The organism is Paenibacillus sp. J22P277 (assembly GCF_059383675.1).
On sequence record NZ_JBXENS010000003.1, the window covers coordinates 532,664 to 557,088 of the forward strand.

Annotated in this window: 19 protein-coding genes; 3 read left to right on the top strand and 16 right to left on the bottom strand. The window is 59.6% G+C overall.

Features of this window, described 5'->3' with window-relative positions:
* Positions 1-66: 66 nt before the first annotated feature.
* From AC50YL_RS11415 to speD, 3 genes are all read right to left on the bottom strand, one after another.
* Positions 67-2,193 (bottom strand): putative bifunctional diguanylate cyclase/phosphodiesterase, encoded by a 2,127-nt coding sequence (locus tag AC50YL_RS11415; RefSeq protein ID WP_494831990.1) that lies wholly within the window; start codon positions 2,191-2,193, stop codon positions 67-69.
* Positions 2,194-2,768: 575 nt separating this feature from the next.
* Positions 2,769-4,829 (bottom strand): thioredoxin domain-containing protein, encoded by a 2,061-nt coding sequence (locus tag AC50YL_RS11420; RefSeq protein ID WP_494831992.1) that lies wholly within the window; start codon positions 4,827-4,829, stop codon positions 2,769-2,771.
* A 15-nt stretch (positions 4,830-4,844) separates the two neighbouring features.
* Positions 4,845-5,657 (bottom strand): adenosylmethionine decarboxylase, encoded by an 813-nt coding sequence (gene speD, locus AC50YL_RS11425; RefSeq protein ID WP_494831993.1) that lies wholly within the window; start codon positions 5,655-5,657, stop codon positions 4,845-4,847.
* 323 nt (positions 5,658-5,980) lie between these two features.
* Between speD and AC50YL_RS11430 the strand changes: the two genes are divergently transcribed.
* Positions 5,981-7,624 carry a family 10 glycosylhydrolase gene (locus AC50YL_RS11430; protein ID WP_494832548.1) on the top strand — a complete coding sequence of 548 codons (1,644 nt, stop codon included), beginning with the start codon at positions 5,981-5,983 and terminating at the stop codon, positions 7,622-7,624.
* 183 nt (positions 7,625-7,807) lie between these two features.
* Here AC50YL_RS11430 and AC50YL_RS11435 read toward each other — a convergent pair whose 3' ends face one another.
* The 8 genes from AC50YL_RS11435 to AC50YL_RS11470 all read right to left on the bottom strand — a co-directional run bounded on the left by AC50YL_RS11435 (position 7,808) and on the right by AC50YL_RS11470 (position 15,569).
* Positions 7,808-8,716 (bottom strand): haloalkane dehalogenase, encoded by a 909-nt coding sequence (locus tag AC50YL_RS11435; RefSeq protein WP_494831994.1) that lies wholly within the window; start codon positions 8,714-8,716, stop codon positions 7,808-7,810.
* Between the two features lie 146 nt (positions 8,717-8,862).
* Positions 8,863-9,906, bottom strand: a complete 1,044-nt coding sequence (locus AC50YL_RS11440; protein WP_494831995.1) for a helix-turn-helix domain-containing protein — start codon at positions 9,904-9,906, stop codon at positions 8,863-8,865.
* Positions 9,896-10,702, bottom strand: a complete 807-nt coding sequence (locus AC50YL_RS11445) for an ABC transporter permease (RefSeq protein ID WP_494831997.1) — start codon at positions 10,700-10,702, stop codon at positions 9,896-9,898. Before AC50YL_RS11445 ends, AC50YL_RS11440 begins: the two co-directional genes overlap by 11 nt.
* Entirely contained in the window at positions 10,677-11,492 is an 816-nt protein-coding gene (locus AC50YL_RS11450; protein ID WP_494831998.1) for an ABC transporter ATP-binding protein, read from the bottom strand. Before AC50YL_RS11450 ends, AC50YL_RS11445 begins: the two co-directional genes overlap by 26 nt.
* Positions 11,493-11,497: 5 nt before the next feature.
* Positions 11,498-12,508 (bottom strand): ABC transporter substrate-binding protein, encoded by a 1,011-nt coding sequence (locus AC50YL_RS11455; protein WP_494831999.1) that lies wholly within the window; start codon positions 12,506-12,508, stop codon positions 11,498-11,500.
* Positions 12,509-12,751: 243 nt separating this feature from the next.
* Complete coding sequence (locus tag AC50YL_RS11460) at positions 12,752-13,450, bottom strand: DUF7002 family protein (protein WP_494832001.1); 699 nt, start codon at positions 13,448-13,450, stop codon at positions 12,752-12,754.
* A gap of 129 nt (positions 13,451-13,579) precedes the next feature.
* Positions 13,580-15,253, bottom strand: a complete 1,674-nt coding sequence (locus tag AC50YL_RS11465; RefSeq protein WP_494832003.1) for an ABC1 kinase family protein — start codon at positions 15,251-15,253, stop codon at positions 13,580-13,582.
* A gap of 13 nt (positions 15,254-15,266) precedes the next feature.
* Positions 15,267-15,569 carry a phasin family protein gene (locus AC50YL_RS11470; RefSeq protein ID WP_494832005.1) on the bottom strand — a complete coding sequence of 101 codons (303 nt, stop codon included), beginning with the start codon at positions 15,567-15,569 and terminating at the stop codon, positions 15,267-15,269.
* A 223-nt stretch (positions 15,570-15,792) separates the two neighbouring features.
* Here AC50YL_RS11470 and AC50YL_RS11475 point away from each other — a divergent pair, with 223 nt between their 5' ends.
* Both AC50YL_RS11475 and AC50YL_RS11480 read left to right on the top strand, forming a co-directional pair.
* Entirely contained in the window at positions 15,793-16,221 is a 429-nt protein-coding gene (locus tag AC50YL_RS11475) for a MarR family winged helix-turn-helix transcriptional regulator (RefSeq protein WP_494832550.1), read from the top strand.
* A 125-nt stretch (positions 16,222-16,346) separates the two neighbouring features.
* Positions 16,347-16,829, top strand: a complete 483-nt coding sequence (locus tag AC50YL_RS11480; protein ID WP_494832007.1) for an anthrone oxygenase family protein — start codon at positions 16,347-16,349, stop codon at positions 16,827-16,829.
* Between the two features lie 424 nt (positions 16,830-17,253).
* On the opposite strand, the gene AC50YL_RS11485 is transcribed toward AC50YL_RS11480, so the two are convergent.
* The 5 genes from AC50YL_RS11485 to xylF all read right to left on the bottom strand — a co-directional run bounded on the left by AC50YL_RS11485 (position 17,254) and on the right by xylF (position 24,419).
* Positions 17,254-18,819, bottom strand: coding sequence for a histidine kinase N-terminal 7TM domain-containing diguanylate cyclase (locus tag AC50YL_RS11485; protein ID WP_494832009.1), 1,566 nt, complete (start codon positions 18,817-18,819; stop codon positions 17,254-17,256).
* Positions 18,820-19,033: 214 nt separating this feature from the next.
* Positions 19,034-20,209, bottom strand: a complete 1,176-nt coding sequence (locus AC50YL_RS11490) for a sugar ABC transporter permease (RefSeq protein ID WP_494832010.1) — start codon at positions 20,207-20,209, stop codon at positions 19,034-19,036.
* 11 nt (positions 20,210-20,220) lie between these two features.
* Complete coding sequence (locus AC50YL_RS11495) at positions 20,221-21,741, bottom strand: ATP-binding cassette domain-containing protein (RefSeq protein ID WP_494832011.1); 1,521 nt, start codon at positions 21,739-21,741, stop codon at positions 20,221-20,223.
* A gap of 98 nt (positions 21,742-21,839) precedes the next feature.
* Positions 21,840-22,943 (bottom strand): substrate-binding domain-containing protein, encoded by a 1,104-nt coding sequence (locus AC50YL_RS11500; protein WP_494832013.1) that lies wholly within the window; start codon positions 22,941-22,943, stop codon positions 21,840-21,842.
* A 381-nt stretch (positions 22,944-23,324) separates the two neighbouring features.
* Entirely contained in the window at positions 23,325-24,419 is a 1,095-nt protein-coding gene (xylF, locus tag AC50YL_RS11505; RefSeq protein ID WP_494832014.1) for a D-xylose ABC transporter substrate-binding protein, read from the bottom strand.
* Between the last annotated feature and the right edge of the window lie 6 nt (positions 24,420-24,425).

Consider the following 24,425-nt stretch of genomic DNA (forward strand, 5'->3'; position numbering starts at 1 on the left):
TCATGGCAAAGGAAGCCCCGGGCAAGCGTTATCGATACGCTTCGGCCCGGGGCTTCTTTCGTTCCGTCAGGAGGTGATCTTCGTTATTGCAGGCGGTTCGTTCAGCCTCGCTTGCATGCGTTCCGCCGACAGCGGCTTGTCGATGTAATAGCCCTGGCCTTTGTCGCAGCCCATTTCCCGAAGCCATTCCATCTGCTGCTCCGACTCGATCCCTTCGGCGACGACCGTGATGCCGAGGTGATGCGTCATCGTGATCATGGCGGCGACGACGGCGCGCACCGAGCGCTCCTCGACCATTTCCGCGACGAACGATTTGTCGATTTTGATCATGGAAATCGGCAGCTGCCGCAGCAGGCTCAAGGAGGAATAGCCCGTCCCGAAGTCGTCGATCGATATGCCGATGCCCATCGCCGCCAGCTCGTCGAGCAGCTTGAGCGTAAACATCAGCTTATCGATGACGACGCTCTCGGTGATCTCGATGCACAGCTTCGCGGGATTCAATTCGGTCGCTTTCAAGATGCCCTTGACGATATCGACGAAATCCGGCTGCTTGAACTGCTTGGCGGACACGTTCACCGATATCGTCAGCGACGTCCGGCCCGCGCGCTCCCATCGCTTCGCTTCGCGGCAAGCTTCCTCGAGCACCCATTGGCCTAGCTTCAGAATTAGCCCCGTTTGTTCCGCCAACGGGATAAAATCGGCAGGGGAAACGATGCCGTATTCCTTGGAATTCCAGCGGACCAAGGCCTCCGCTCCGATCGTCGCCCCGCTTTCGATATCGATCTGAGGCTGGTACACGACGTAAAATTCGTTCTCGTCGAAGGCACGGCGCAGGCTCGCTTCCATGTCGACCATCCGTTGGATGGAGGCGTTCAGCTCCTTCGAGAAGAAGCGGTACTGGCTGCCTCCGCTCGATTTGGCGTGGTACATGGCGATGTCCGCGTTCTTGATGATGGCGTCCGCAGTCACGCCGTCGCCGGGGAAGAGGCTGATGCCGACGCTCGCGGTTATGTAATACTCGGCCCCCAGCAACAAGACGGGCGACTCGAGCGCTTGCTGCAATTTCTCGGCGATTCGGATGATTTCGTCGTATTCCTCGGCGCCGCGCGCGAGAATCATGAATTCGTCGCCGCCCGCCCTCGCGAGCAGCGCCTCGTCGTCCAGGCATTCGCGAAATCGGGCCGCGATGATCTTGAGCACGTCGTCGCCGCATTGGTGGCCTAGCGTATCGTTGATCAGCTTGAACCGGTCCAGATCGACGAGCAGCACGGCATCGAACGTGGCCGCGCCGGATTTGGCGGCCAGCGCTTCATCCAGGACCTTCTTGAAGGCCGACCGGTTGCGCAAGCCCGTCAATACGTCGTGATGCGCCAAATAGTCCGTTTGCCGCTCGATGTTCTTGCGCTGGGTAATGTCCCTGATAATGGCAAGCCCGTAGGGCTCTCCGTTCTCCGCCATCATCTCCATGTCGAGCAGGACGCTGATCAGTTCGCCGTCCTTTCCGCGCATCGCCATCTCCTTGCCCTGCCAGCTGATGTTCGGAAACTGCGGGAGGTACATATCGCGGAACAGCCCGCGGTCCTCGGGGGTGAAGAACGATTCCAGCGCATGGACGCGCCGCCCCTCCTCGCCGATGCCGAACAATTCCTTCGCTTTGGGATTGGCCTCCCGAATCCGCGCCTCCTCGTCGAGGATCAATATCGGCGCCGGCGACATGCGGAACAACGCTTCGTACTTGCGGATCGGCCGCTGCAGAAAATCGGTGTTGATCATCATGAGGCCGATCGACAATCCCCATGCCAGACCGGGAAGCAGCGTGTATGTCGACGGCAGGAAAGCATGCAGGCGAACGAACGCGCCGATGCTCGCGGTCGCGGCGGAAGTGCCCAGGAAGAGGAGATCCGTTCGGATCAGAATAAAAAATCGGTTCCTGTCGAATCGCGCGTCCGAGCGGCGCCAAGCGCGATACGCCAGCGAGACGTTAAATAGCGTGAAGCAGACGATAACCAGCAAGTACGCGTCGAGCGCCCGGCTCGGGACTTCCCATGTCCAAGGACCGTCGGCATCCGCGCGGATGATGAAATAAGCAGATCCGTGCAGGGCAAGCTGCGCCAGATAAGCCGCCGCCGGCAGGAGTCCCGCGACGATTCCGGCTGCCGCGGGGATGCGATGGTATTTGCGCGTGATAATCACGTGCAGGCATACGCTCGCGCCCCCCCGAGAGCAGCGTCAGCGGATACTTCACCGCGGCCGTCAGCATCGGAACATGCGCGTGCGGAACGATCAACTGGGCGAAATCGACGATAAAGAGCGCGAGCAGCAGCAGCATGACGAAACTGGCCGTCCGATTCTCCCATCCGGCGGGATTTCTGCGGTAAATCACGACCGATGCGTAAAACAGAAACAAGATCGGCGCCAACATGAGAAGGAGATGCCCGTCGTAAACGATAAGTTCACCCCCTGCCGCTATCGAATGTATAACCAAAGCCCTACGCGAAATTTGTCATAATTAATACCTTCGAGCTAAATTATACCTGTTATTCGCCGCTTTTCAATGCAAGATTGAAGAATTTAACTAGTCTTAATGACCTAATTAAGTCAATATCTTACAAAATTGGGAACTTCGGGAAATTAAACAGGCCGCGTCATGTCAAAATACGACAAGAAAAGCGGCCTGCGATTGCGGATATTGCGAAAAGCGCTCACCGCGGCGGCGGACGGTATCCTTGTCGTGCCGCTGCAGCCGTCCCCGCAAGCAAAAGCTGCGGCTAGCCATGCAGCAGCCGCGCAAGCTCGTCGGCCGACGTTACCGTCGCTTCGCAGGCGAAGTTCCGGCAGACGTAAGCGAGCGACTGCCCCGCGACCGCCGGCATATCCGCCAGATGCGCGGGGAGCGCTTCGTGCCTCGAAACATCGACAAGCCGGATGCTGCCATGCGGCAAATACGCCTGCTGCGCGATGAGCAGCATCCACTTCGTCTCCTCCGTCTCCGGATCGCCGGCGATGACGATGTCGGGACCGCTATTCTCGGCAGCCAGTCCGGCGAGAAGCAGCATGGCATGCCCGCAAGGGTAATTGGCCGCGGCTCCGGCCAGCGCCTGCAGCGTCTTCACGGCAGTCTCCCGATAGCGGCGCTCGCCGGTCAACTGCCATAGGCGGAGCAGCTGCCTGGCCGCAACGCTGTTGCCGGACGGCAGCGCGCCGTCGTACGCTTCCTTCAAACGGACGGGCAGCGCCTCGCCGTCGCTGCCCGCGAAGAAGAAACCGCCTGCGTCCCGATCCTCGAACAGCCGGATCATGCCTTCCGCCAATTCGACCGCCCATGCCAAGTCCTCTTCGCGAAACAGCGCCTCGTAGAGCTCCAGCTGCCCCCATAGCATGAACGCGTAATCGTCGATATAAGCGGGATAGGCCGCTTCGCCTTTGCGATAGCGCGCCAACAGCCGGCCGTCCTCGCGCGTCAGCCGGTCGCGAACGAAAGCGGCTGCACTCCCGGCGGCCTTGGCGTATGCCGGCTTGACCAGCACTTTCGCGCCCTTGGCCAGCGCCGCGATCATCAGCCCGTTCCAGGCGGTCAGGATTTTATCGTCCTTGAGGGGCGGAACGCGCTCTTGGCGTGCCGTGAAAAGCAGCGCCCGCGTGCGCCCGAGTTCGTCGGCCAACGCATCCGGCGCCATATCGAATTCGTCTGCAAGCCGGTCCAAGTCCGCTTCGATCAGGTTCGGGACGCTGGCTCCTTGGAAATTACCCTCGTCCGTGACGTCATATGTCCGGCAATACCGCTCTCCCGGGCCAACGCCGGCCGCATTGATGATTTCCTCCGGCGACCAGACGTAATATCTTCCCTCCTCGCCTTCCGAGTCCGCGTCTTCCGCAGTGTAGAACCCGCCCCCGGCGTCCGTCATCTCGCGCAGGACGTAGCCGAATATCTGCTCTGCCGTCGTCCGGTAGACCAGTTGGTTCGTCAGCTGGCATGCTTCCAGGTACGCCATGGCGAGCAGCGCGTTATCGTAGAGCATCTTCTCGAAATGGGGCACCCGCCATTCGGCATCAGCGGAATACCGCGCGAAGCCGAAGCCGATATGATCGTGAATGCCGCCGCGAGCCATGGCCGTAAGCGTCTTTTCCGCCATGTATTGCGCAAGCGGCTCGTTGAACCGGCGAGCGTACGCCATCAGAAACGATAGTTGATGCGGATTCGGGAATTTCGGCGCGCCGCCGAAGCCGCCGTGCTCCTGGTCGAACAGCCGCTCCAACCGATCATACGCTTGTCCCGCAAGCGAGATGTCCCACTCGCCCGGTTGGCTGGCCAGCATGCGTTCGCTCAGCTGCTCCATCACCTGATCGCCGATCCCGAGCACGTCACCGATCTCGTCTCGCCACCGCTCGGCCATTTGACCGAGGATATCCATCAGGCCGTAGCGGCCCGTCTGCCGCTTCTTCGGAAAATACGTGCCCGCGAAGAACGGCTTCTTGTCCGGCGTCAGCAGCACCGTAAGCGGCCAACCGCCTTGCCCGGTCATCGCCTGGCAGACGGCCATGAACAGGTGGTCGAGGTCCGGACGTTCCTCCCGGTCGACCAGGATCGCGACGAATGCCCGGTTCAGCAGCTCCGCCACCTCTTCGTCCGCGAACGACTCCCGCTCCATGACATGGCAAGCGTGGCAGGTGCTGTAGCCGATCGAGAGAAGGACGGGCTTGTCATCGCGTATCGCCTTATCGAACGCTTCCTTTCCCCACGGATGCCAATCGACCGGATTGTACGCATGCTGAAGCAAAAACGGCGATTTCTCGGCGATCAATCGATTAGGCTTGCGGTTCGTTGCCACTAATCCACCCCGCTTTCAGGCAAAGATCATGTTCTTCCCGTAGAAAATTTCGTCCATTTCCCATTTGACGCTTTTCTCGATTTCCTGCTGCTCTTCTTTGCTCAGCGTATCTTTCGCGTACCCGAACAGGTAGTTGTTGAGATCGAATTCGCGAAGCTTGCATTTGGTATGAAAAATATTTTCCTGGTACACGTTCACGTCGATCATGTGGTACATGTCTTGAATCTCCGCCGGGATGTAGTTTTGGATGGAGCTGATCTCATGGTCGATGAACAGCTTATGCCCGCTGATGTCGCGGGTGAAGCCCCGGACCCGGTAATCCATCGTCATGATGTCGGTATCGAAGGAACGTATGAGGTAGTTCAGCGCCTTGAGCGGCGAGATCTCGCCGCAGGTGGAGACGTCGATATCGGCCCGGAAGGTGCTGATGCCTTCGTCCGGGTGGTATTCGGGGTACGTGTGCACCGTGATATGGCTGGTGTTCAAATGCATCACGACCGCACCCGGCAGCGGACCGGGCGACTCCTCGAACGATTCGTGCGGCGCTTGCTCGATCGGTCCCTCCGAGACCAGCATGGTCACGCTCGCGCCCTGCGGCTCGTAATCCTGCTTGGCGATGTTCAGCACATGCGCCCCGATGATGTCGGCGACCGAATTCAGGATGGCGGTCAAGCGGTCCGCGTTGTACTGCTGGTCGATGTAAGCGATGTACGCTTCGCGCTCTTCTTTGGTCTTGGTGTAGCAGATATCGTACATGTTGAAGCTGAGCGACTTGGTCAAATTGTTGAAGCCATGCAAGGTGATGCGCTGCTCCGACGTCAATTTCATCCGTATCCCTCCAAAGTGTCGCGCCTCGGGCACGAAGTATCGCGCCTCGGGCGCGAAATATCGTGCCGGCTGCACATAGGTTGCTACTCCGATTCCGGTTCTATGCCATAATTCGACAGGTCCCACAACTTATTTACCCGATCCGCTTCGTCCTAACCCCGCCATGACATCCAGCCGGGCAGCCGTCTTTGTTTCGACCGCGACCGCAACTTCAAGGGGCGCTCCAACGTCTAACCGTTTAACAACATTTAGGAGGAACTATGTCACACTTAATTTCCCGCCGGTTTCCGCGCTCGTTACGAATCTACTGTCTCCTGCTTGCCATGCTCTTCGCTCAGTCGGCTTATTTGCCGCATGATGCCAACGCCGCGTCCGCGAAGGCGCCGGCGAATCAAGAAATCGCCATCTACCTCGAAGGCGGACAACTCGCTGCCGATGTCCCTCCCTATATCGTACCGAAGCTGAACATCACGATGGTGCCCCTGCGCGTGATCAGCGAAGGGCTCGGCGCCGTCGTCGACTGGAATCAGCGGACGCGCGCCGTCGCCATTCAACGATCGGGCACCCTTATTACGCTGCAGGGCGGTCAAAGCTACGCCGTCGTCGACGGTCGGCAGGTTAAGCTGGACGGCTCCGTTCAAATCATTTCGGGCAGAGCGATGGTCCCGCTGCGATTCGTCGGCGAGTCGCTCGGGCTGACGGTGAATTGGGATCCCGCGCTTCGAACGATCTCTCTCTTCGAGACAGACGCTTCCGTTCCCGGCTCCGATCCGGGGACCGAACCCGGAAGCGATCCGGGATCCGATCCTGGATCCGAACCCGGTACGGACCCCGGAACCAATCCAGGATCCGGCCCCGAACCCGGTACCGGCTCGCTCCGCGGCGCCTGGGTCTCGACGGTGTACAATCTGGACTGGCCCAGCGCGCAGTCCGCGGGGAACGCTGACAAACAAAAGGCGGAATTCGTTAAGCTCCTGGATGATCTGCAGGGCATGGGAATGAATGCCGTATTCGTGCAGGTGCGGGCGGCCGGCGATGCTTTCTACGCGTCCTCGCTCGTGCCGTGGTCGAGCTATTTGACCGGCACGCAGGGCAAGGCGCCGACGTACGATCCGCTGGCGTTCATGATCGAGGAGACGCATAAGCGCGGGATGCAATTCCATGCTTGGTTCAACCCGTTCCGGGCCGGCCTCGATGCCAAGACCGACAAGCTCGCGCCGAACCAGGTCATCGTGCAGCACCCGGAGTGGATCGTCTACTCGGGCGGAAAACCGTATCTGAATCCCGGCATTCCCGCCGCGCGCCAGCATATTATCGACACGATCATGGAGGTCGTTCGCGGTTACGACATCGACGGCGTCCACCTGGACGATTATTTCTATCCGTCCAGCGGCGACTTCCCGGATTCGGCCTCCTTCACGGCCAATAATCCGCTGATCCTGTCCGTGGCGGATTGGCGGCGCGCCAACGTGAACGCGCTCGTCAGCCAGCTGGGAATTTCGATCCATTCCGTCAAGCCGGCCGTCCGGTTCGGCATCAGTCCGTTCGGCGTATGGCGCAACAGCAACGTCGATCCCACCGGCTCCCCTACCCGCGCGGGCGTAACCGACTACGATAACATGTATGCCGACGTTCGGACCTGGATCAAGAATGAATGGATCGATTACGTCGCGCCTCAGCTCTACTGGAGCTTCGATACGATCGCGGCGCCTTACGGCAAGCTGGTGGACTGGTGGTCGAACGAGGTGAAGGGCACCGATGTCGACCTCTATATCGGCCACTCGCCTTACAAGCTGGGCACGGCGGAGATCGGTTGGCAGTCGTCGAACGAGATCATTCATCAGTTGGACTATAACAAAAGCCATGCGGAAGTGGACGGCGACATCTTCTTCAGCGCCAAGGATTTGCGCGGCAATCCGCTTGGCATCGCCGATGCGCTCCGCGGCTATTACGCGGCCGGGAAGTAACCGCCCGTGCAGACGCAAGAACAGCACGAAAAGCTCCGGGAACCGTCGAATCGATGGTATCCGGAGCTTTTTGCGCGCGGCGCGCGGGTTCAGGAACGATCTGGCCGGCTGCCGTTCGCTGATTCGGTAAGCCGATCGTATGTCGCGATTCGGCGTTGATCCGGCTCATCCCTACGCATCTCGCTACCCAGCATTGATCTGGCTCAGCCACCGGCGCAGCTCCTGCCCGATCGCTTGGGGATTTTCCTCCGTCAGGTGGTGGAAGCCCTTGCCGATATCGAAGCAGCTCAAGTTCCGCAGATTCGTCCGGCACCAATCCAGCTGCGGCTGACGAATCGTGCAGCCGGGCGAGGCATGGAACAGCAGCTTTGGCATATCGGTCTCGGTAAACCAGGCATTCCGTGCTTCTACGGCTTGTACGACTTCGTCCGGCATGCCTTCGATCGGGATCTGGTTCGGGAAGACCCACGACGGTTTGCGATGCTCCGGCTCGCGGAACGGCTCCCGGTACCGCTCGTGTTCTTCGGGCGTCAGCGACCGGTTGATGACGATATGCGGCATGCCTTCCACGAACGGGTTGTTGTCCCGCATGAACGGCCATCCCTCCTGCGGATCCCGAAGCGTGCGAAACAACCCCCGCGATTCGGCGGGGGTGAACGCCGACCAATCCGGGCACGGATACAAAGCCTGCGGTTCGAGCATCGCGACGGCGCGCACGTTATCCGGACGGCGCATCGCATACTGCAGCCCGATCGCCATTCCCCAGTCGTGTCCGACGATAACGAGATCGCGCAAGTCCAGTCGTTCGATGAACCGGCTGACGTATTCCGCGTGTTCCCGGAACGTGTAGCCGATGTCCGGCTTGTCGGACAATCCCATCCCGATCAGATCGGGCGCGATGCAGCGGGCGGACGCGTCCAGGTACGGAACGATATTCCGGTACATGTACGACCAAGTCGGATTGCCGTGCAGCAGCAGCACGGGATCGCCCGAACCTTGATCGATATAATGCAGACGATGGCCGCCGATGTCCAGATAACGGGATTCGAAAGGATACGCGCCGGTGGCGGAGGGCATTTCGTGATTGGACATGGTTCAACAGCTCCTTGGTCATGAATGGTTTGCCGATGTCCAGATCTTATCATGCCGCGGAGAGGGCGCATTGTATAAATGCGACAAGCTGAACGCAAAGCAAAAAAGCATGCCCTTGCCGCCCGCGCTCCTAGCGGGACGAAGGGCTACCGATACATCGCCGGCGCACCGGGGGAATCCGGCGAATCCGAGGAATCGGCGCTCTTGCCGTTGAATCGCTTCGCCAGCTCCGATTCCTCGCCGTCGCGGAAGAACAGCTCCGGCCGCAGTCCCGTATAGCTCTTGAACGCATGCGCGAAATGGGCTTGGTCGGCGAACCCGCACAACGTCACGATATCCAAGTAATCGCGGCCCGTCTTGCGAAGCTGCACCGCATGCTGAAACCGGACGATGCCCGCGAATCTCTTGGGCGAAATGCCGATCAGCTCGTTGAACTTCCGCTCCAGCGTTCGCTTGCTGACGTAAAACTCGCCTGCCAGCCGCTCGATGGACATGCCGCCGCGATGCACCTGGATCAGCCTTGCCGCTTCGGCGACCCACGGCTCCCGGTCGCGCTGCGTCAGCACGGCCCGCAGGAAAGCCTGTACGACGGCAATGCGCGCATGGGCCGTTCCCGCTTCCCGCAGCCGTTCTTCCATCTCGCCGACGAGACCGGGCGGGAAGACCGCATGCAGGTCGATGTTCGCGTCCTGGAACGCCTGAATCGGGTACGGCGTGTACGCCGCCAGCCCGCCCGGCTTGAAGCGTACGATGATCGTCCCGATCCCGCCCGTGCCGACGTACTCCTTGTAAGTCGTCTGCAAGCCCGCGATGCCGCTCGTCCCGAGAAGCTGCTCGCCCTGCGTTCCGATCGTCTTCATCCGGCTGCCGTACTGAATGCCGATGACCGCGAGCGTCGACGGCAGTACTTTCACGGGCGACCGGTTGGCGTAATTGACGGGGTTGAGATCTTCCTGCAGCAGCAGGCTCTCGATGTAGGGGCTTAATGACGGATGGGGACGGAATTGCTGCATCAACACGTTTATTCCCCGCTTCGGTTGCAAGATTGGTTTCCATCCATCATACCCGATATGCAGCGGGAAAACACCAATGAGCCACGCCCGTTTTCCCATGGCGTGACTCGCTTCCCGTATGCGCCTGCAGCGCTTGCCGAGCATGATGTTCCCGTCCGACGGCGGGTTACGATTCATGATGATATTTCTTGCGCGCATACCGCTCCAAGACGTTCACGACGCCGTACAGCGCGATCGACAGCAGCGCGAGCATGGCGATGCTGACCATGACCAGGTTCATCTGGAATACTTGGCCGCCGTAGATGATGAGGTACCCGAGCCCCGCCTTCGAGGACAGAAACTCGCCCATGATGACGCCGACCAGCGTCAACCCGACGTTGACCTTCAACGTCGCGATAAAATGCGGCACGCTTGCCGGCAGCAGTACCATGCCCAGCATTTGCAGCTTGGACGCGCCGAACGATTCCATCAGCTTCAGCTTGGTGCGGCTGATGTCCTTGAAGCCGTTCTCGATCATGATGATCGTCACGATGATCGAGATCGCCACCGCCATCCCGTACACCGAATAGCGGTCCCCGAGCCAGATGAAGAAGATCGGACCGAGCGCCACCTTCGGCAGCGCGTTCAGCACGACCATATACGGCTCGAGTACCTTGGACGCGAACGTGGACCACCAGAACAGAATCGCGGCCAGCGTGCCGACGGCCATGGAGACGGCGATGCCGACCAAGGTCTCCTGCGCCGAGATCCAGGTGTGGCGGAACAGGCTTCCCTCCATCGCCAGCTCGCGGAAGGAGTCCCACAGCTGGGACGGCTTGCTCGTCAGCATGGAATCGACCCACTTCCATTCGGCCGCAAGCTCCCATAGCACGAGGAATGCCGCCAGCAGCACGAGCCGGGTCAGCCAGATCAACCGCTGCCTGCGCTTCTGGATGCGGAGATAGCGTTCATAGAGGGGAGACGGCATGGTCATCGAGCTCCTTCCAGATGGCGTTGAAATACTCGTGGTACTTGGCCGCCTGGCGTTTGCTCCACGGCGACAGCGCTTCGCCTTCGTCGAAGACGATATCGTGGACCGCGGAGATCGTGCTCGGCCGCTTCGACATCACCATGACCCGGTCCGCCATGCTGATCGCCTCGGACAGGTCGTGCGTGACGAGCACCGCCGTCTTGCCTTGGTCCTTGATGATATGGAACACTTCTTCCGAGAGGGTGAGCCTGGTCTGGTAGTCGAGCGCGGAGAACGGTTCGTCCAGCAGCAAAATATCCGGTTCCGCCACGAGCGTGCGGATCAGCGCCACCCGCTGGCGCATTCCGCCGGACAGCTGGACGGGCGCATGGCGGATGAAGTCGCCCAGCCCGTACCGCTCCAGCAGCTCCGCTCCCCTTCGCCTCGCCGCCGCCTTCTCCATCCGCCGAATCTCGGCGCCGACGGTCACGTTGCCGAGCACGTCCCGCCATTCGAACAGGTGGTCATGCTGCAGCATGTAACCGACCTTGGCGGAAGGCCCGGTCACCTCGGCGCCGTCGATCGACACCTTGCCCTTCGTCGGCCTCAGCATGCCCGAGACGAGGGAGAGCAGCGTGCTTTTGCCGCAGCCGCTCGGCCCTACGATGCTGATGAACTCGCCTTTGCCGATCGAGAGCTCGATGTCGCGCAAGGCCTCGGTCTCTTCTCTCGGCGTGAAATAGCTGAGCCCGACGCCGCTCAGCCGGATATGCTCGCCGCTCGTCTCCCGCGTGCCGCTTTCCCTGCGCGCCATCGCGGTCAGTCCGACTTTCCGAGCTGCCGCACGAAGCTCATGTCGACGATGTCGTCCATCTTCGTCACCTTGTCTTCCGCCTTCAGCACGCCGTTCTCCACGAGCACGTTTTGCAGAATATCGAATTGATCCTGCGTCAGCTCGGGATCGGTCGGCCACGTGCCCTGTTCCTTGTACCTCTTAACGGATTGGAGAATGAGATCGTCCGACGTGCCTTCGAAGAACGGCTGGAGCGCCTTGACGATCTCTTCGTCGGAAGCCGTGTTCAGCCATTTGGTGCCTTCTGTGACAGCAGCCGTAAATTTCTTGATGATGTCCGGATGTGCTTTGATGTAATCGGACGTCGCAACGTATGACGTTTCCGGATAAGCGCCGAAATCTTCGCCGAGCGATGTTACGTAATACGCTTTGCCTTCATTGACGAGCGTCGAGGCGATCGGCTCAAACACTTGGATGAAATCGCCCTGCCCGCTGGTGAACGCGCCAGCCATGGCGGGTGAAGCAATATTCGTGACGACGTTGACGTCGGCCACCTGCTCCTTCAGCAGCATCGAATTAAGCACCATTTGCGGTGAGCTGCCCGGACGCCAGCCGATAACCGTCTTACCCGCGAGGTCGCTCCAAGCGAAATTGTCAATTTTGTCTCTGGACAGCAGGAAGGAGCCGTCTTTGGCGGTCATCTGGTGGAACACCTTCAGCGTTTTGTCGCCTTTCTGATTGTAAATGTAGATCGTCGTCTCCGGTCCGACCATGGAAACGTCCGCCGTGCCGGCGAGGAGCGCGGCCGCGCCCTTGTCGGAGCCCTGCGCGGTGTTCATGTCGACGTTCAGGCCCTGTTCCTTGAAAAAGCCCTGCGACATGGCCACGTAATGCGGCGCGTAGAATATCGAACGGATGATTTCGGAAAACTTAACGGTGGTCAATTCGTCCTTGCCCGAGCTGCTTCCGCAGGCCGCGGTCATGGCCAGCAGCATGGTCGCCAGCAGCAGCAGCACCGGCTTGATCGTTCTGCTCATATTGTCCTCTCCTTCATCGGTCTGGATGGCTCTCTTGCTTGCGAAACGCCGTATGTGAACGGTTCGCCCGGAACCGGTATATTCGCGAGCCCTCCGCGAACGCAAAAAGAGCTTTGAATAGGTAATATCCTATTCAAAGCCGGGGACCGAGGTTCGTCGTCGGCTGCGTTTTCAATTCCGAATCGGGAGAAGATTGTTATTCTATCTGACACGATAGCGCCATAGGCGGACCAAGCCCGCCGATCAAGGCGCAAGCGGCCGGTATAAGGATTCCATCGCCGCCGCGAAGCCGCGCCAGCGCTCGGGCGCTTCTTGCCTGTCCTGTACGTAGACGGCCCGCAGACAGCGGCTGACCTGATTCACCCGATCCTCGATCAGCACCTCCTTGATCTCCGACGCCTTCGCCGGCACCTCGTTGTTCAGCAAGCGGCCGAATTCGGCGAGCGGCAAAAACATGTCCGGGCTTTTCCTGTACCCCGTGCGCAGCGGAAACCGCGGCGCGCTGCCGGAGTCGTACTTGGATAACCGCGCCGTCTCGCGGTTGGCCGCGAGCAAGGCCGCCGCATCGAGCTCCAGCACGGCGAACCGTTCGTCCGGTTCTCTCCGCTTGTAGGTGTCAAGCATCGCCAAACAATCCTTTCGCGTGGGCCAGAAGAAGACGTGGTTATCCAAGCGCGCCCGGAACTGCTCCACGGTCCAACCCGTCTTCATCATCGCTTGCGGAATTCGCAGATGTGAATTCACGATCAGCGTGTATCCTTCATGCGTCGCTTCATGCTGCATTAACCGGCGTTCGCCCGAGACTTCCGCCGTGATGCGGCAGCCGGACCAGAGCGCGTCGAAATGCGCGATCGCCTCAAGGTTCTTCGATCGTGTGAAATGGTACAACGATTTTCGGCCAGCGGCCTTCGTAATCTTGGCGATGATCTCTGCGGTGTCCATGTTGAACGCGATCCTCCTGCTCTTCATTCCCTTACGGATGTCATGTCGGACAAAAAAAGCCCCGGCCGCGCCGTATCGGTCACCCGTACGTAGCAGCATGCGGAGCGCATGTTTCGGCGATCAGGCTGGTCAGAATCGGCCGGAACGGATAATTGCGAAGATGAGCCACAGAAACATGAACACGGCGACGACGATTCCGATGTCGATGATCGGGACGCGCCATATCATCGTCTGCGAATGGCTCAGGGCGGCGCCGATAATCAAACCGACCATCAATATGCTCAAGGACAGCAGCACGATGCTGAACGACAGCCGGTTGCTGATCCGGTCCATCTTCGTCGTCAGCAGCTCGACCTGCGGCGAGGCCACCTCGACGCGCAGCTTCCCTTGGCGCATGACGCGCGATAATTGCTTCAGGCTGAGCGGGACGTCGCTGATCAGGTCGATCAGCTCCGGAATGTCCTCCAGCCAATTTTTCGCGATATTGCGGGGGTCCAGCCGTTCCAGAAACAGCTTCTTCCCGAACGGCTCGGCCACGTCGAAGACGCTGAACGTCGGATCCAGGGCCGTCACGACGCCTTCCATCGTCAACAGCGACTTGCCAAGCAGCGTCAGCTCGGCCGGAATGCGAATCCGGTGGCGGAACGACAGCGAGAACAGATCGTTCACGACCGCCCCGAAACCGATCCGGTTGAACGGCACCTTGTAGTACTTCTCGCGCATCTCGTCGACGTCGGCGCTTAGCGCGTCCGTGTCCGCGTCCTCCGGGATGACGCCCATGTTCGATATGGCGCGGATGACGCCCTTGGAGCTCTGGTTCCGCAGCGCGATGACGAAGGACACGAATTGCTTCTTCATGCCGGGATTGAGCCGGCCGACCATCCCGAAATCCAGCAGCGCCAGGCTCCCGTCCGAACGCGCCAGCACGTTGCCGGGGTGGGGATCGCCGTGGTACAGGCCGGCGACGAGCACCTGATGCAGGATCGTCGTCGCGAACCGGTCCGCGAGCTTGCGGGCATCCAATCCCGCCCGCTCCAGCTGCTCGCGGTCGGACAGCTTGATGCCGTCCATGTACGCCATCGTGAGCACGCGCTTCGAGCTGTAATCCCAGTACACGTCCGGCACGTGGACATGCGGCAGGCTCTGGCTCTGGGCCATGAAGCGCTCGGCGTTGCGCGCTTCGAGCGTATAGTCGAGCTCCTTGCGCAGCACGCTGCCGAGCTCGTCCACGATCTCCCGCAGCCGGTAATTGCGCGCCCACTCCAAGCCGCCCTCCGCCAGCCTCGCCCAATCCGCCAGAATATCCAGATCGGTATCGATCAGCTTCTGAATGCCGGGGCGCTGCACCTTGACCGCGACTTTCGTGCCGTCGTGCAGGTACGCCTGGTACACTTGACCGATCGAAGCCGCGGCGAGCGGCTCCACGGCGAACGAGCGAAACATCCCCTCGATCGGCGATCCCAGTTCTTCCTCGATGATTTTGGCGATCTCCGGGAACGGAGCCGGCGGCACGTTGTCCTGCAGACGTTCCAGTTCCGTCACGATGTCGGCCGGGACGAGATCGGGACGCGTGCTTGCGATCTGCCCCAGCTTCACGAAGGTCGGACCCAGCTCCTCCAGCATCAGCCGAATGCGTTCCCCGACGCCGATGTTATGCAGTTCCTTCTGTTCCTCGCTGCGGAAAAACAGCAGTTTGTCGGTCAGGCCCATTTCATGGGACACGTAACCGAGCCCGTTGCGCGCAAAAGCCGAAACGATTTTTCGGTATCGCTGCAGTTGTCGAAGCCGTTTTCCTGCGCTCATCGGCAGCCTCCCGTCATTGCTCCGAAGCGTTCGGCCGTTCCAGCGCCTCCAAGCGGCGCTCGATTCTCGCGATGTCCTCCCGGGTCGCCAGCTTGTTCTCGCCCATGATCGCCTGCACGCGCTCGCGCGCCATCGCTTCCACTTGCTTGCGGAGCTCGTCGCCTTTCACCAGCAGCTCTTCCACCATCGCTTTGGACTCCGCCTTGCCGAGCTCGCCTTTCTTCACGAGCTCGTCGAACGCTTTCTCGACTTGCTCCTTGCCAGCAAGCGCCAAGCCCAGACCTAACGAAAATGCTTTCCCGATCGTATCCTTCATTCGATTCACGACTCCTTCGAAATAATAGTCTACCTGCGTGGTGCGGCCTGGACGATTGCGACGGTTTCACTTGAATCCATTATACCCTTCCATTCCCAAGCTTACCAATATCGCGCGTTGAAATCCGATCGCATGCCGCCCAGGCCGATGAAGGCTTTACAAAAAGTTGGAAATTCATTATAGTTGTATGAGCAAGCAAATAATGGAAAAATGGGGAATCGCGATGCTTGATCAGTATTTGAAAGAATGTCTCTATTTCTCGACCAGCCGCCTGAGCCGCGTCATTACGAAGATGGCGGAGGACGAGTTCGCCGCGAGCGGCCTGTCGCCCACTGCCGCTTTCTTGTTAATGGCCGTCTACGAAAAGGAAGGCATCTCCCAAAAGGAACTTGGCGAGATTCTTCAGCTGCAGCCATCGACGGTCACCCGTCTGATCGAGAAGCTAGCGATCAAAGGGCTGATCGCCAGCAAGTCGGAGGGACGCCTGTCGCTGATTGCTTCCACGGAGAAAGGCAGGGCCCTGAACGACTCGATCAATGCCTGCTGGATGAACCTTCGCGCTCGCTACTCCGTCTTTACGGGGGAAAAAGAAGGCGACGAACTATCGCTTCACTTGAACGCCGTCGCGGATCGTTTGGAAAATAAAGCATGACTTCGCGCTTTTTATTAAGTTATTTATTTGCTTGCGCAAGCAATTATTATGCCTTTTGATTTTCCACCCTATTTCAAAGGAGCGATTTGAATGAATCGACAAGCACGACTGAAGGTGCGCGCGCGATGATCAACCGCGGCATGCATGTACTGGTATTTTTCTCGACGCTGGGCTCCGGCCTGATCGCCGGTTTGTTCTTCGCGTTCTCGATCTGCGTCATGACCGCGCTCTCCCGGCTTCCTGCGGCCCAAGGAATCGCGGCCATGCAATCGATCAACGTCACGATTCTGAACCCGTTGTTCGGATTTGTTTTCGGCGGAACGGCCGTGGCTTGCGCGATCCTCGCATTCACCTCCTTGTTCCGGTTGGGCGAATCGGGCGCGGCTGCCCTGCTTGCGGGCAGTCTGCTTTATCTCCTCGGCGCGTTTCTGGTGACGATCGTGTTCAATGTTCCGTTGAACGACTCGCTGGCTGCCGCCAACCCGGAAACGGGCGGCGACGTATGGTCGCATTACCTCGCGGTCTGGACGCCATGGAATCATGTACGAACCATCCTCAGCTTTGCTTCACTGGGCTTCTTCATCATCGCGTTGCGTCAATTGGCTTGAATGGCTATCAGGCTGCATCCCGTTATCCAAGCTTCGACATGGCTAGATTTCGACACCCTTAATCGACATGCGGATACGACGGCATTCCGCGCGCCATCGTTCGACAATCCGAATTTCGACATTGCCATGCTTCGGCATTGGATGGGGAAGCTCGAAAGAGATGGAGGTTCGGAGGTTCGGAGACTCGGGCGCGCGGAGGCACGGAGTCATGAAGACGCCGAGGCCAGAAGGTACTGAAACATTGAGATGGAGAGGCACGGAGGTACTGAAACATTGAAATACGGAGACATTGAGATACGGGGATACGCGCGCAAGGACCACTGACGCACGCACAGACTTACGAATATGCGTACCGCAGACGCACGCATGACCATGGACCACCCCAGAAGGACGCCGCCTTGTTAAGGCCGGTGTCCTTCCGCGATTATAGCGTCAATACGGCATCGTACATGCGAACGCGATTGCGTCCTTCCCGCTTCGCTTGATAGAGCGCGACGTCCGCGTTCTTCAGCAGCGCCTGCAGCGATTCCCCGAGCGGACTGGACTGGGATACCCCGAAGCTCGCCGTGATCGCAATGGTCTCGCCCCCTGCGCTCAGCGGCTCGACCGCCAGCGCCGCGCGAATACGCTCCGCCGCGCCGCCCGCTTCGTCCAGCGCGCTCGCCGGGAGGAAGAAGACGAACTCCTCTCCGCCGTAGCGGGCAAACAGCGCTTCCGGCCCAAGCTGGCGCTTCACGACGGCGGCGACGTGCTGGATGGCGTAGTCGCCGGTTTCATGCCCGTACGTATCGTTGATGCGCTTGAAGTGGTCGATATCGAACAACACGATCGACGACGGCGCGCTTTTCGCGTGCGATTCCGACAACCGCTGCTTGGCGCGATAGATGAACGCCGTGCGGTTGAGCAGCTTCGTCAGGCCGTCGTGGTAGGCGAGCTGATGCAGTTGGTCCTGCAGCCTTCTCGCTTCCGTGACGTCGATAAGCATCAGCAGGCTGCCGATCGCCTCGCCGATCCGGCCGCGGACGATGGAGGAGCGAACCTGATAATAATAGGGCGTGCCATCCACCGCCTGCCACATGAATTCCGCCTGCGCGCCGTCGGGCAGCCTGTCCACCGGAAAGTCGGACCCGCTGAGCTTGTGCCAGGCTTCGTCCAACGACAGTCCGATCATCCCGGCGTTCAGACCTGCCAGCATCCGGCCGGCCGCGCCGTTGAAATCGATCAGCCGATCGGAGTTGTCCAGCACGATAACGCCTTCGCCCATGCTTTCGAAGATGCTTTCCTTCGCGATCGGCACGATCGTCAGCATGCGGGTGGACAGGATGGCCCAGATGTACATCCCGGACGTGACGCACAGGATGACCGGTACGGGATCGACGCCGTACGGCGTCAAGCCCATCAAGTACACGAACGCGCCAGCCATGGGCATGAATTGCCCGGTAATCAGCGTCGCGAGCTGAATCCGGTAAGCTTTCTTCGTATGCCGCCATCTGCGTATGAGCAGGACGACGCCAGCCAGCATGGAGCCAAATGTGAATGCGCCGTGCACGACGTAGAATTGCCCGATGACGATGGTCGTCATCGGCTTTGGCGCGTCCGTCCGGAACGAGATCGATTGATAGAACAAATGATGATAGTCGTTCGTCGCCACCATGATGATGGACAGCACCGGAATAACGAACAGCGCGGCCGCCAATTCGCGCGGCACGGACTTGCCGATATACTGCAGCACGACGATGAGGCCTAGCGCCGGCGCGGTCGCCATCCCGATGTACTGGACCATCGTCCAGCGCATGATTTCTTCCAGCGTGCTGCTGGCCATTTCGAACGAAACGGCGAATATGTAGACGGCTTGCGCGATCGTGTACAGCATGAACATGCGCGCGCCCGGAATTTCCGCCCGCTTCAGGTAAGCGTACAAGCACAGAAAGACCGTAAACACGCCCGAGGTCGCGACAAGCGATATATACATGGTAAGTGAAGACCCCATAGTTAGCTCCCCCATGATGTTTCCTGTAGATTTTAGGCGGAAAAAGTCGACTTCATGGTACCACAACGATATCGGGATGTCATGAGCTATTTTCGTTTCCGAACGAGCTGCCGCTGCCAGCGAATAAACCTTCGGCATTGACTCGCTTCGCTCGCCGAAAACGGCAAAAAAACCGGCGTCTGTTTCGCAACAGTCGCCGGTTCGGAAGCAAGCGCTACGCTCTTTTCCTGCGGGTCATCACGTCGAAGATCACGGCGATCGCCAGCACGGCGCCGCGGATCATGTATTGGTACGAAATGCCGACGCCGAGCAGGTTCATGCCGCTCGACAGCGACGCCATGACGATCGCGCCGATGATGGAGCCCGTTACTTTGCCGACGCCGCCCGCCGCGGACACGCCGCCGACATAAGCCGCCGCGATCGCATCGAGCTCGAACAGCGTGCCGGCAGTCGTGGTGGCGGATTGCAGCCTGGCGGTGAACAGAATGCCGGACAGCGCGGACAGCATGCCCATGGAGCCGAACACGATATAGGTGATTTTCTTGACGTTGATTCCGGTCAGATGCGCCGCTTCCGGGTTGCTGCCGACCGCGTAGATATGCCGCCCGAGCACCGTCTGCGTCGTGAGGAAGTGATAGACGACGACGATCAGCAGCATGATGATGACCGTCCAGGAAAAGCCGTTGTAGCCGGCGATGATCCAGGTGATATACGCGATGATCGCCGAGACGAACACCAATTTCACCGCGAACATCCGCTTCGAGATGACGTCGAAGTTGTACTTCTGCTTGTTTTGGCGCTTCGAAAGCTCGCTGTACAGGAACAGCACGATCACGACGGCTCCAAGGATCAGCGACAACAGATTGAGGCCTCCGATATTGGCCAGCGCCGGGAGGAATCCGTTGCCGATCGCGTTGAAATGCTCGTCCTTGACGATGATCGTGCCGGTATCCTCCGTCACGCGCAGCAGCGCGCCCCTGAAGATGAGCATGCCCGCGAGCGAAGCGACGAAGGACGGAATGCCGAGCTGGGCGACGAGAAAGCCGTTGAACATGCCGATCACGATGCCCATGACGAGAATGATCGGAATCGTGACGTAGAACGGCACGCCGAGCTGGGTCATGAAGATCGCCGCGATGGCGCCCATGAAGCCGGCGGCGAAGCCGACGGACAAGTCGATATGCCGAATGACGATGACGAGGGTCATGCCGACGGCCAACACGGCGATATACCCCGTCGCGTCCAGCAAGTTGCTGATGTTCCGCGACGACATGAACAGGCCGTCCGTCATGATCGAGAAGGTGAGCATGATGACGAATAAGGCAATGTACATCCCGTATTCGCGAATGTTTACTTTGATCAACGACCGTGCTTCCTTGATAAGATTCATCTGTCTTCCCCCTATTGCGTTGCGAAATGCATGATTTTCTCCTGATCGGCGTCCGCGATGGACAGCTCGCCCGTCATGCGGCCTTCCGCCATGACGTACACCCGGTCGCTCATGCCGAGCACCTCGCCCAGCTCGGACGAGATCATGATGATGCTCATCCCTTCGCCGATCAGCTTGTTCATGATCGTGTAGATTTCGAATTTGGCCCCGACGTCGATGCCGCGCGTCGGCTCGTCGAGAATGAGCAGCTTCGGCCCGACGAACAGCCATTTGCCGAGCGACACCTTCTGCTGGTTGCCGCCGCTGAGGTTGCCGACGATCTGCTCGACGGAAGGCGCCTTGATGTTCATCGATTGCTTGTAGCCGTTCGCGACCTTCACTTCTTCGTTGGCGTTGATGACGCCACGCGAAGCGACCGCCCCCAGATTCGCCGCCGTGATATTGTTCTTGATGTCCTGGATGAGAAACAATCCGTCGCCCTTCCGGTCCTCCGTGACGTAGGCGATCCCCGCCTTGATCGCGTCGCGAGGATGCTTGAAGACGCGCTTCGCGCCGTCCAGCAGCAATTCGCCCTGCAATTTATACGACTTCGGATTGCCGAACAGGCTCAGCGCCAATTCCGTTCTTCCGGAGCCCATCAAGCCGGCAATGCCGACGATTTCGCCTTTTTTCACGTGTAGATTGACGTTCTTCACGACGTTCCTGCCGAGCTTTGGATCATAGGCGGTCCAGTCGCGGATCTCCAGCACGTTGCCGCCGATGCCGCCGGACGCCCGTTTCGGATAAATGTCGTCGATCTCGCGGCCGACCATGTTTTTGATGATGACGCTTTCGGATATTTCGCCCTTGGACGCGTCGAGCGTGCAGATCGTTTGGCCGTCCCGGAGCACGGTCGCCTTGTCCGCGATGGCGATGACTTCCTTCAATTTGTGGGAAATCATGATGCACGTAATGCCTTGACTCTTCAGTTCGCGGAGCAGCGCCAGCAGATTCTCGCTGTCGTCCTCGTTCAGCGCCGCCGTCGGTTCGTCGAGGATGAGCAGCTTGACGTCCTTGCTTAAGGCTTTCGCGATCTCGACCAGCTGCTGCTTCCCGACGCCCAGCTCCTTGACCGGCGTCTCGGGATTCACGTTCAGCTTCACTTTCCGCAGCATTTCCTTGGCCTGGACGATCGTCCGGTTCCAATTCACGAACGCGCCCTGCGTGATTTCGTTGCCGGCGAAGATATTCTCGTACACCGTCAGATCCGGGAACAGCGCCAGCTCCTGATAAATGATCGCGATGCCGGCCTTGACGCTTTCGCCGATCCTCGCGAAGCTTTGCACGCCGCCTTCGAACACGATGTCGCCCTTGTACGTGCCGTGCGGATAGACGCCGCTCAGCACCTTCATCAGCGTGGATTTGCCCGCGCCGTTCTCGCCGATCAAGCAGTGGATCTCGCCCCGCTCCACCTTGAAATTCACGTTAGCGAGCGCTTTGACGCCCGTGAATTCCTTGGATATGCCATTCATTTCCAATATATAATCACTCATGTGCTATCGCTCCTTACCAGGCCTTCCTGCTAGCGGGAAGCGGCGGCGGATTGACCGCCGCCGTTTCTCCGAAGCAGCATGCTTGCGATGATTGCGGTTTACAGTCCCGTGAAGTCGCCGGCTTCGTAATAACCGGAATCGACCAGCTTCTCTTTCACGTTCGCTTTGTCGACGACGATGACTTCGGTTTGCTTCGCTTTGACGTCGATCTTGCCGTTGTTGTACGAACCCGTCGTCTCCGGCGTGCCGCCGTCGAGAATCGAGACCGCCATGCCCATGGCGTCTTTCACGAGGCTGCGGACGTCCTTGAAGACCGTCATCGATTGCTTGCCGTCGATGACGTATTGAATCGAAGCCTGTACGGCGTCCTGACCTGTCACCACGAAGCTGGTCACCGCTTTATCCGATGAGAAGACGTCCGCGATCGAACGCGCGGTATCGTCGTTCGGCGCCAGTATCGCAACGTCGCCTTTCATATCCGCGGCGGCTGCCGTCAAATGCGTCTGTGCTTTGTTTTTCGCTTCGTTGGCATCCCAGTTCGTGGTCACTTGTCCGATGATTTTACTCATCTCGGCGCGAGACAGTTCGGCTTTGTCCTGTAACGCGACCGCTTCGCTGGAATTGGCGATCTTGAACGTGCCGTCGGCGATTTTCGGCTGCAGGACGGACCAAGAGCCTTGGAAGAACAAGAACGCGTTGTTATCGGTAGCGGAGCCGGCGTATAAGTAGAGCGGTTCGCCGCTTCCTTTCGCGTTGTCGACCAGATATTGAGCTTGCGCTTTGCCGACGGCCACGCTGTCGAAGGTGACGTAGTAATCGACCGCGTCCGTATTGGTAATCAGACGGTCGTAGGAGATGACCTTGACGCCGGCTTTCTTCGCCGATTCGACGGCGGCCGCGGCCGCATCGCCGTCCTGCGGACAGATGATCAGTACTTGAATGCCTTTATTGATCAGCGTTTCCACGTTTTCCTTCTCTTTCGCGGAAGAACCTTGGCTGAATAATATTTCCGTCGTATATTCCGTACCGTCCAGCGCGTCCTTGAAACGCTGCTCGTCTTGGACCCATCGCGACTCGTCCTTCGTCGGGAGCACGATGCCCACGCTCACTTTGCTGCCTCCGTTTTTGCCGCATGCCGCAACCGCGACCGCCAGGATCATGATGACCAGCAGCAGCGAGATCCGTTTCATTCCTTTTCCCATGCTTGTTACCCCTCTCGAAAATTGTCTTAAGCGCTTACATGACAAACTATAGCACCGCTGCCGGCCATTGAAAGCGCTGTCCACTAGCACATTTTTTATACCGTCTACACTATTTTGCGCTCGGGTTGTCCAGATCCGCTTGGACGGGCTCCGGGTCCCTGTCCGGCACGCGAAGGCAGGTTTCCGGATACGCCAAAAAAAACGGCGCCTCTGCGAAGTGCAGAAACGCCGTTCATGGGCTGGGCATATGCGATTGCTTGCGAATGCGGCCGCGCGGACCGCATTCGGATGAGAAGCCGCCGCTCGATGAAGCGCGCGACGCTCGCGGCTACCTGGCCGCCGCGCATAAGTTTCCTATGTCTTCAAGCCCGGCCGCCCGGATCATTTCACGTTATGATACACGTCCGCCCGGCTGTGAAATCCGTCCGCGATAATCGTCGCGTCGATATTATTCCGGTTGACCGCGATCGGCTCCAGCAGGACGGCGGGGACGTCGATCTTCTTGTTGAAGACCGTCCTGTCCGTGCTCACCCGCTCGCCTTTGGCCATCTGGACGGCGAGCGCCGCCGCGGTCTCCGCCAGCTTCTTGATCGGCTTGTAGACCGTCATCGTCTGCGTGCCTTCCACGATCCGCTGCGCGGCGGCCAGCTCGGCGTCCATCCCGGTCACGGGGATGCTGCCGGCCAAATGCTGCTCGGCGAGCGCGGTCACGACGCCGCCCGCCGTCCCGTCGTTCGCCGCGATCACGGCGTCGACCGCGTTGCGGTTGGCCGCAAGCGCCGTGCGCATGTTCGCGAGCGCGTTGACGGGCTTCCACTCGTTCGTGAACTGGTCGTACACGATCTGAATGTCGCCGCGGTCCACGAGCGGCTGCAGGACGCTCATCTGTCCCCGTTTGAACATATGCGCGTTGTTGTCGGTATCGGCGCCCTCGATCAGCACGTAATTGCCGCGCGGCACCTTGGCGACGATCGCCTGCGCCGCCAGCACGCCCACCTTCTCGTTGTCGAACGAGACGTACAGATCCACGTCCGCGTTCAAGATCAAGCGGTCGTAGGAGATGACTTTAATGCCGGCCTGATGCGCCTTCGCCACGATCGCCGCCGACACTTCCGCGTCATGCGGCACGACGACGAGCACGTCGACATGCCGCGAGATCATATTCTCCGCCTGCGCGATTTGCTTGGCGTCGTCGCCGTTCGCCGCCTGCACGTCCACCTCCGCGCCAAGCTTCTCGACCGCCGCCTTGAACAAGTCGCGGTCCTTCTTCCACCGTTCCTCCAGGAGCGTGTCGAGCGACAGGCCGACGACCAATTTGCGCGCGGCTTGACCTTCGGTCGCCGTATTCCGGATATTCGGCGCTTCGGCGGAGACGCCGTCCGTGCCCGGCGGCCGGTTCGTCGAACAAGCGGACAGCAGGACAAGCAAGACTGCCGCCGCGCCGAATATCCCATTCCGCTTTGAGCCCCGCTTCATCTTCGA